Below are 8,873 nucleotides of genomic sequence, written 5' to 3' on the forward strand. Positions count from 1 at the left end.
CACGGTTTCCGCCGCGCCGCAGGCCTGCGCCCGGTTGGGCAGGATCGTATCAAACGCGCCCGCGCGGGCCAGGTTTTCAAGCTGCATCTTGTTGACCTGCCGCGGGTCAAGCCGGGCGGCCAGATCCTCAAGGTCGGTAAACGGCCTGTCACCGCGCTGGGTGACAAGGCTTTCCATCGCCCCCAGCCCCACTTTCTTGACGGCGGCCAGCGCGTAGCGGATGCCGTAGGTGACGCCATCGGGCAGTTTTTCCACCGTGAAATCAGGGCCGGAGGCATTGATGTCGGGCGGCAGCACGCGAATGCCCAGCCGCTCGGCCTCCTGCCGCAGGGCGGCCAGCTTGTCCGTTTTTTCCCGCGCCAGCGACATGCACGCGGCAAGGAAGGCGACGGGATGGTTCGCCTTCATCCACGCGGTCTGGTACGACACCAGCGCATAGGCGGCGGCATGGGATTTGTTGAACCCGTAATCCGCGAACTTGGCCATGAGGTCGAACACCTCGGCCGCCTTTTCGCTCCCGATCCCGCGCTTTGTCGCCCCTTCGGTAAAGATCTCGCGCTGGCGGTCCATCTCGGCGCGGATTTTCTTGCCCATGGCGCGCCGCAGCAGGTCCGCCCCGCCCAGGCTGTAGCCCGCCATTTTCTGGGCGATCTGCATCACCTGTTCCTGATAGACCATGATGCCATAGGTCTCTTCGAGGATGTCGCGGATTTCCTCGTGCGGGGGTTCCCATGCCTCGCCATGCTTGCGGCGGCAGTAATCGGGAATATTGGCCATGGGGCCGGGGCGGTACAGCGCCACGGCGGCGATCAGGTCCTCCAGCCGGGTCGGGCGCATCTGCTTGAGGACATCGCGCATCCCCGCCCCTTCGAACTGGAACACGCCGCCGGTATCGCCGCGCGCCAGCATGTCGTATGTCAGGGCGTCATCCAGCGGCAGGGCCGACAGATCCACCTCTATGCCCATACCGTGCAGGAACTTCACCGCGCGTTGCAGGATGGTAAGCGTGGTCAGGCCAAGGAAGTCGAATTTGACCAGCCCCGCCTGCTCCACGAACTTCATGTTGTACTGCGTGACCAGCATCTCGCTTTTCGGGTCACGGTACAGCGGCACCAGCTCCACCAGTTCGCGGTCACCGATCACCACGCCCGCGGCGTGCGTGCTGGCGTGGCGGAACAGGCCTTCAAGCTGCTGGCCGATTTCCAGCAGGCGGCGGATGGCTTCATCCTCGTCGCGCATTTCCTGCAGGCGCGGCTCCCCCTCGATCGCGGCCTTGAGCGTGACCGGCTGCGCGGGGTTGTTGGGGATCAGTTCCGCCACACGGTTGACCATGCCATAGGGCAGGCCAAGCACGCGCCCCACGTCGCGCACGGCGGCGCGGGCCTGCAGCTTGCCGAACGTGATGATCTGGGCCACGCGGTCCGGCCCGTATTCGCCCCGGACGTAACGGATCACCTCATCACGCCGGTCCTGACAGAAATCAATATCGAAATCGGGCATCGACACGCGTTCGGGGTTGAGGAAGCGTTCGAACAGCAGGTTGAAGGGAATGGGGTCGATATCGGTAATGGTCAGCGCCCACGCGGCCAGCGATCCCGCGCCCGAGCCACGCCCCGGCCCCACGGGAATGTCATGCGCCTTGGCCCACTGGATGAAGTCGGCCACGATCATGAAATAACCGGGGAACCCCATCTGCGCGATGATGTCGAGTTCAAAGGCCAGACGTTCCTCGTATTTCGTCCGGGTCTCATCATCCACCTTCATGCGCGAAAGGCGGCGCTCAAGGCCGGTGATGGCCATGTTGCGCAGGGTCTCGTCCTCGGTCTTGCCCTTCTGCACCTTGGGGCACATGGGCAGCAGCGGCTTGCGCGTTTCCACCTGCACGGCGCAGCGGCGCGCGATGTCCAGCGTATTGTCACAGGCTTCGGGCAGGTCGGCGAAGAGTTCGCGCATCACCTCCGGCGGCTTGAACCAGTGTTCGGGGGTGACGCGCCAGCGGTCACGCTCGGCCATGGTGCGCCCCTGCGCGATGCACAGCAGCGCGTCATGCGCCTCGTACATGTCCGGGCGGGGGAAGAAACATTCATTCGTGGCCACCAGCGGCAGGCCCATGCGGTCGGCCATGGCGATCATGCCCGGCTCCACCGCCTGCTCCGCCGCGCGGCCGTGGCGGTGCAGTTCAACCGCCATGTTGTCCCCATACGCCTCGTGCAGCCGGGCCATGAGGCGGGCGGCTTCTGGTTCCTGCCCTTCGGCCAGCATGTTGAACAGCGGCCCCCTGCTGCCGCCCGTGAGCAAAAACAGGCCGCCCGCATGCTGGCACAGCAGGTCGAGGCTTACGGTCGGCTCATCCGTCTCATGCTGTAGAAAGCCCGCGGAGGACAGGATCTGGAGATTGGCCAGCCCCTGCGCGTCACGCGCCAGCAGCACGATCGGCTCGGCCGGGGTGCCGGGCTTGTCGTTGCGCGCCGGCAGGGCGATCTGGCAGCCGATGATGGGCTGCACGCCCTTCTTGCCGCAGTACTGCGAGAATTCCAGCGCCCCGAACATGTTGCCCGTATCGGTAATCGCGACGGCGGGCATGCGCATGTCATGCGCCAGCGCCACCAGTTCGGGCACGCGGATGGCCCCCTGGCTGAGGGAATAGGCGGAATGAACGCGCAGGTGAATGAAATCGGCATGGGACATGCCCCACCCTACCGCAGGCCAGCGGCAATTTACACTACCCCCCGCGCGCCTGCGCGTCCGCCGCTGCCACGGGCTCCGACACCGGCACGATCAGCCCGTCACGCAGCGTGACGATCCGGTCCATGCGACGGGCAAGGTCCATGTTATGGGTCGCGATCAGGGCCGCGACGCCGTGCGCCCGCACGGTGCCTAGCAGCGCGTCGAACACGGCGTCGGATGTATGGACATCCAGATTACCCGTCGGCTCATCGGCCAGCAGCACATGGGGCTGGTTGGCCAGCGCGCGCGCAATGGCCACGCGCTGCTTCTCGCCGCCGGACAGCTTGCCGGGCAGGTGCTCCAGCCTGTGTTCCAGCCCGAACGCGCCCAGCAGTTCGTCCGCCCGCGCACGCGCCTGTCTCCGCGCAACCCCCGCGATCATCTGCGGCAGCATGACGTTTTCCCGCGCGCTGAATTCCGCCAGCAGGTGATGGAACTGATAGACGAACCCGATCCGGTCACGCCGGAGCTGCGTGCGCTCCCGATCCGCCAGCGCGCCCGCGTCCTGTCCGGCCAGCAGGACGCACCCGGCATCCGGTTTTTCCAGAAGCCCGGCCAGATGCAGGAGCGTGGACTTGCCCGTGCCCGAAGGGGCGACCAGCGCCACGATCTCACCGGGATGGAGGGTAAGGTCCGCCCCGCGCAGCACATCGAGCGTTTCCTCGCCGCTGATATAGCGCCGCGCCACGCCATCAAGGCGCAGCGGGGGCGCGTTGACCACCTCATTCATGGCGCAGGGCCTCCACCGGGTCGGTTCTGGCCGCCCGCCAGGATGGGTAGAGCGTGGCCAGCAGCGAGAGCGCGAGCGCCATCGCGATCACCTCTGCCACCTGCGACCAGATCAGCTTGGCGGGCAGGTGTTCAAGATAATACACCTCGGCATTGAACAGGTCGGTGCCGGTGATGCGTTGCAGGATCTGGCGGATATGCTCGATATTCAGGCAGAACACGATCCCCAGCCCCGTGCCCACCACGGTGCCGGTCACCCCGACCGACGCCCCGCACATGAGGAAGATGCGCATGATCGCGCCCCGCGTGGCCCCCAGCGTGCGCAGCACGGCAATATCGGCGCTCTTGTCCTTGACCATCATGATCAGCGAGGAAATGACGTTGAACGCGGCCACAAGGATGATCAGCGTCAGGATCAGGAACATCACGTTCTGTTCCACCTGCACCGCGCCGAAAAAGGCGTTGTTGCTCTGCGTCCAGTCCATGACGCGGACATCGCCGTTCATGACCTTTTCAATGGCCTGACGGACCGGGATGACATTTTCCGCGTCCCGGGTCATGACCTGCACCTGCGTCACCTGCCCCGGCAACTGGAAATAGACCTGTGCCGCGTGCAGGGGCAGGAAGACGTAACCGGCGTTGTAGTCATTCACCCCGGCATCGAAAATCCCCACCACCCGGTAGGCGCGCACGCGCGGCATGGTGCCAAAGGCCGTCGCCGCCCCCTGGGGCGAGACAAGGGTGAGTCTGCCCCCCACGGTCAGCCCCGCGCGTTCGGCCAGCGTGGTGCCGACGATGATGGTGTCATCATCGCCAAAATCATCCATGGAGCCCGCAACAAGGTTGTCGCTGACTTCATGCAGGCCGATCAGGTCGGCGCGGGTCATGCCGCGCACCAGCCCGCCCGCATTGTAATTGCCCGAATTGAGCAGCACCTGCGATTCCACCAGCGGCGCCGCTGAAACCACGCCGGGCACGCTACGCACGCGGGCCGTCACATCATCATAATCACTGATGGTGCGCGAGACGCCGTACACGCTCAGATCCCCGTTGAGGCCAAGGATACGCCCCAGCAGGTCAGCCTTGAACCCGTTCATGACCGACATGACGATGATGAGAGTTGCGACGCCAAGCGCGATCCCCACAAGCGAGAAGATCGCGATGACGGAAACGAACCGTTCCCCGCGCCGGGCATGCAGGTAGCGCCCGGCGACCATCCGCTCGAAGGGACCGAACATCAGCCCGGCGTTTTCATGACAAGGGCCAGCGCGCCTTCGACCGTATCCTCGGTGCGCTCACCCGTGCGGCGATTCTTGATCTCGACCTTGCCGTCCTTCGCCCCACGCGGGCCGACAATAAGCTGCCACGGGTGGCCCATCAGGTCCGCATCGGCAAACTTCGCGCCGGCGCGTTCCGCGCGGTCATCATACAGGAAATGCTCCGGGGCGGCGGCGTACAGCTTCTCGCACATGGCGTCACACACGCTGTCGCCACTCTTGAGGTTGATGATCACGGCGCGGAAGGGCGCGACGGATTCCGGCCAGATGATGCCGTTTTCATCATGGCTGGCCTCGATAATGGCGGCGACGAGACGCGAGACGCCAATGCCGTACGACCCCATTTCCGGGAACAGCGGCGCGCCATCCGGCCCGCTGACCGTGATGTCCATGGATTCGGTGTATTTACGCCCGAAATGGAAGATATGCCCGACCTCGATGCCCCGGCCCTCGCGCTGGCGCGCGGCGGGAACCTGCGCCCACGCGGCGGTATCGTGCTTTTCATCGGTGGCGGCGTAGAACGAGGTCATGCGCGTGAAGAACTGCTCCAGCGAATGGCGATCGGCAATATCCACATCCTGCCCCAGCCAGTCCTGTTCCTCCAGCGCGCTGTCAAAGAACACGCCGCTCTCCCCCGTGGGGGCGAGGATCAGGAATTCATGGCTCAGCTCGCCCCCGATCGGCCCCGTATCGGCCAGCATCGGGATGGCGCGCACGCCCAGACGCTGGAACGTGCGCAGATAGGCCAGCATCATCCGCCGGTAGGTATCGACCGAGGAGTCGTAATCCAGATCGAAGCTGTAGGCGTCCTTCATGTAGAATTCGCGCCCGCGCATCACACCGAAACGGGGGCGCACCTCGTCACGGAACTTCCACTGGATGTGATAGAGAACCTGCGGCAGTTCCTTGTAGGACTTGATGACCTGACCGAACAGGTCGGTGATCATTTCCTCATTGGTCGGCCCATACAGCATGTCGCGCTCGTGGCGGTCACGGATGCGCAGCATTTCCGGGCCATAGGCGTCATAACGCCCCGACCGCTTCCACAGCTCGGCGGACTGGAGCGTGGGCATCAGCAGTTCCTGCGCGCCCACGGCGTTCTGTTCCTGGCGCACGATCTCCGCGATGTTCTGCAAAACCCGCCATCCGGCTGGCAGCCAGGCATAGATGCCCGCGGCCGTCTGGCGGATCAGGCCCGCGCGCAGCATGAGCCGGTGCGAGGTGATCTGGGCCTCGGCCGGATTTTCCTTGAGGGTAGGCAGAAAACTGCGGGACAGACGCATATCCGTATGAACCTTGAAGTAGGGGAACCAGTAATGCGACGGACCCTAGACCAATCGGCACCCGCGTGGAATGGGGCATGTGCCACGCCCCCGTTCCCGCCACACCAAAGCGTGATGCTGCCCTGCCCCGACAGTGTAAACATCCGCGTGAGGGGGAGTAGCCGCCCCACCGTGGCAGGGCTAATGTGCGCGGGCAAATCTGGTTGCGCAAAAGACGCCGGGTTTAGGGAAAACGTACCAAAAAAATGGCAGGAAACGGTCAGCCGCTTCCTGCCATAATCATTTCCGGCCCCCGCGCGCCGTGGTCAGACGCGCAGCAGATGCACATCCACCAGCGGGCGCTTTTGCAGCTTGCGGCCCAGCGCCCGGCGCAGGGCGGTTTTCGCGGCCTCGCGGAAGGTCGCGTCGTTCGCGCGCAGTTCATCGGGAATTTCATCCAGCGCATTGCCGAATTCTTCCGTGATACGCAGGGTTTCGGGGTCTTCCATATCCAGCAGCCCCGGCGCGCTGACCTTCGGGTCACCGATCAGGTAGCTTCATCATCGACGGCGAAGCTGCCCAGCACCATGCCATTGAACAGCATGCGCCGCCGGGCCGACAGCACGCCCCCGTTCATGGGCAGGATACGGCCGCCATCCAGCACCAGCCGCCCGGTCGGCGCGGTATCACCCACCTCCATGCCATTGGCGCGGATGTCGAGGATGTCACCATCCTCCAGCAGCACCGGTTCAATATCGAGTTCCTGCGCAATGGCGGCGTTGGCGGTCAGGTGACGCCATTCGCCATGCACGGGAATGAGATAGCGTGGGCGCACAAGATCATACAGCATCCGCACATCGCCACCCGTGGCATGACCCGACACATGCACCAGATGATCCTTGTCGGTAATCACCTGCACGCCACGGCGGGTCAGGTTGTCCTGCACCTGGATCACCGCCTGCTCGTTACCGGGAATCATGCGGCTGCTGTAGATGACGGTATCGTTCTCACCCAGAGAGATGTTGGGGTGCGTATCGGACGCAATGCGCGACAGGGCCGAACGCGGCTCCCCCTGGCTGCCCGTCACGATCAGGAGGATCTGGTCCTCATGAACGGAATTCGCCTCCTGTTCGGATAGGAAGGGCGGCACATCCGACAGATAACCGCACTCGCGCGCCGCGACCTCCAGGTTGCGCAGGCTGCGGCCCACCACAGCCACCTTGCGGCCCGCCGCCTGCGCGGCCTTGGCCAGCGTTTCCACACGCGCCACGTTACTGGCGAAGCATGTCACCGCGATCCGCCCCTCAAGCGAGGCGATGAGACGGGTCATCTCACGCCGCACATCCGCTTCCGACGCGGAAGGCCCCTCGGTGCGGACATTGGTGCTGTCACACACCATGGCCAGCACGCCCTCGCGCCCCAGCGCGGCGAAGGTTTCAAGATCGGTCGGCGGTCCGACCTGCGGGTTGGGGTCGATCTTCCAGTCACCCGTATGGATGATGATGCCCTGCGGCGTACGCAGCGCCAGCGACTGCGACTCCGGCACCGAATGGGTTACGGAAATGAAGCGCAGATCGAACGGACCGACGGTGAACGCACTGCCGGGCGCGACGACATGGATCGGCACCTGCTGGAGCAGCTGCGCCTCCCCCAGCTTGCGCCGCAGCACGGCGGCGGCGAACGGCGTCACGTAAACCGGACAGCCAAGCTGCGGCCACAGATGGGCGATGGCGCCCAGATGGTCCTCATGCGCATGGGTGACGACAAGCCCGGCCAGCGCCTTCTTGCGTTCGGCGATAAAGACCGGATCCGGCAGGAGAATCTCCGCCTCCGGCGTGTCGTTGCCGCTGAAGCCGATACCGCAGTCAACCGCAAGCCATGCCTCTCCCTGCCGGTAGAGGTTGAGATTCATGCCAATTTCGCCTGTTCCGCCCAGCGGAAGGAATGAAACGCCTGTTATATCATTCATCAAGAAGTCCTGTTTCTATTAAGATGCTTTGAGATGGATTCGAAAAAATGGACGCGGAACGCCTGTCCCGTGTCGAATGGCATGCCCTGTTGTCAGCCCGTTCAGGCCAGTAATCCCGTTTGTCGCCAGCCAGTTGCCTGACCTACACGGCGGACCCGGCTCACTTCCCCATGCTCCACTGGATGGATCGGATGGCTGGAAATGGCGTTCAACACCACGCAGGCTGTCAGGCCGACGCTACTAATTCTTGCATGGGATTATCATGTAATCCCGCGAACTTAAATCTCTTTCCTCGGTCTACCCCGATTATTCTTGCCCCGTGGGGGCCAGCAGCACCTCCCCCGTTACGACACGCCGCAGGCCGGATGGCGTTTGCAGCAGCAGGATGCCGTCATCGGCCAGACCATAAAAATGACCATTGAACTGCTGGTTTCCCGCCTTCACACCAATAGGTGTGCCAACCGGATGCGCGCGTTCGAGCCATGCGGTCCGGATCGCGTCAAATCCACTGGTGGTGTAACGGACCAGCCATGTATCCAGTTCCTGCAGCATAATCCGGGCCATTGCGGGCGCTGCCGGAACATCCTGTCCGTAATCGGCCAGACAGGCCAGTTCACGGCCCGCGATCACCGGGGCCTGTCGCAAATTGACGCCAATCCCGATCACCTGCCAGGCCACGTCCGCCGCGGCCCCGGTCTCGATCAGGATGCCGGCCATCTTGCGGCCCGCCAGCAGCAGGTCATTGGGCCATTTGAGTTCCAGCGTTTTATCCGTGGGCAGGAAACAGGCCACGGCTTCATACAGCGCCAGCCCGGCAATGAAGGGCCACAGCCCCACGGGCACATCCGTGCCCTGCCCCGTCAGCATGATGGACAGGGCCAGATTGCCACCCGGATCGGTCCATTCCCG

The 8,873-nt window shown here is 64.1% G+C and carries 5 protein-coding genes and 1 pseudogene; all 6 read right to left on the reverse strand.

Annotation, left to right across the window (positions count from 1 at the left end; genetic code table 11):
* On the reverse strand, positions 1–2,688 hold a 2,688-nt coding region (gene dnaE, locus JCM25156_RS06265; RefSeq protein WP_025812505.1), incomplete at its 3' end, for a DNA polymerase III subunit alpha.
* Positions 2,689–2,722: 34 nt separating this feature from the next.
* Entirely contained in the window at positions 2,723–3,457 is a 735-nt protein-coding gene (locus tag JCM25156_RS06270; protein WP_025812506.1) for an ABC transporter ATP-binding protein, read from the reverse strand.
* On the reverse strand, positions 3,450–4,694 hold the full coding sequence (locus JCM25156_RS06275; protein WP_025812507.1) for a lipoprotein-releasing ABC transporter permease subunit: 1,245 nt from the start codon (positions 4,692–4,694) through the stop codon (positions 3,450–3,452). The genes JCM25156_RS06270 and JCM25156_RS06275 overlap by 8 nt, the downstream gene beginning before the upstream one ends.
* Positions 4,694–6,016: a proline--tRNA ligase gene (proS, locus tag JCM25156_RS06280; RefSeq protein WP_025812508.1), complete on the reverse strand. Its 1,323-nt coding sequence runs from the start codon at positions 6,014–6,016 to the stop codon at positions 4,694–4,696. The genes JCM25156_RS06275 and proS overlap by 1 nt, the downstream gene beginning before the upstream one ends.
* A 305-nt stretch (positions 6,017–6,321) precedes the next feature.
* Positions 6,322–7,964 (reverse strand): annotated as a pseudogene (locus JCM25156_RS22065) (ribonuclease J).
* Positions 7,965–8,270: 306 nt separating this feature from the next.
* The coding region (locus tag JCM25156_RS06290; protein ID WP_025812509.1) for a biotin--[acetyl-CoA-carboxylase] ligase at positions 8,271–8,873 on the reverse strand (603 nt) is incomplete at its 5' end.

The sequence above is a fragment of the Komagataeibacter kakiaceti JCM 25156 genome, from assembly GCF_000613305.1.

Excerpts from the sequence above, each read along its gene's own strand:
- JCM25156_RS06270 (WP_025812506.1), bottom strand. The coding sequence starts at position 3,457 with ATGAATGAGGTGGTCAACGCGCCCCCGCTGCGCCTTGATGGCGTGGCG.
- JCM25156_RS06275 (WP_025812507.1), bottom strand. The coding sequence starts at position 4,694 with ATGTTCGGTCCCTTCGAGCGGATGGTCGCCGGGCGCTACCTGCATGCC.
- proS (WP_025812508.1), bottom strand. The coding sequence starts at position 6,016 with ATGCGTCTGTCCCGCAGTTTTCTGCCTACCCTCAAGGAAAATCCGGCC.